At 58.3% G+C, this 362-nt stretch carries 1 protein-coding gene; it reads right to left on the reverse strand.

The features are described from left to right. Window positions 1–362: 1-deoxy-D-xylulose-5-phosphate synthase N-terminal domain-containing protein (locus tag ACP7IZ_RS13820; RefSeq protein ID WP_426849738.1), on the reverse strand; the 362-nt coding region annotated here is incomplete at both ends.

Here is a 362-nt window from a genome sequence, read left to right on the forward strand (position 1 = left end):
CAACGGCGTGATACTTGTCTCCGGCTTTTTCGGCTGGCTGATAGCCGTGGCCTTTTTCCGTGATGACATGCAGCATGATGGGGCCGTTATCCGTATCGCGCAGGTTGCGCAAGATAGAGACCAACTGCGGCAGATCATGCCCATCTACAGGGCCAACGTAATAAAAACCCAGTTCTTCAAACAGCGTGCCGCCGGTGATCATGCCGCGGGCATATTCATCTGCCTTGCGGGCCGTGCGCTCCACAGGGGCGGGCAGCTTTTTCACGAACTTGCCGGCCAGCTCACGCAAGCCCATGAACTTGCGAGAGGACATCAGGCGCGACAGGTAGTTCGACATTGCGCCCACGGGTGGGGCAATGGAC

The organism is Acetobacter sp. AAB5, from assembly GCF_050106715.1.
Classification (GTDB): domain Bacteria; phylum Pseudomonadota; class Alphaproteobacteria; order Acetobacterales; family Acetobacteraceae; genus Acetobacter; species Acetobacter oryzifermentans.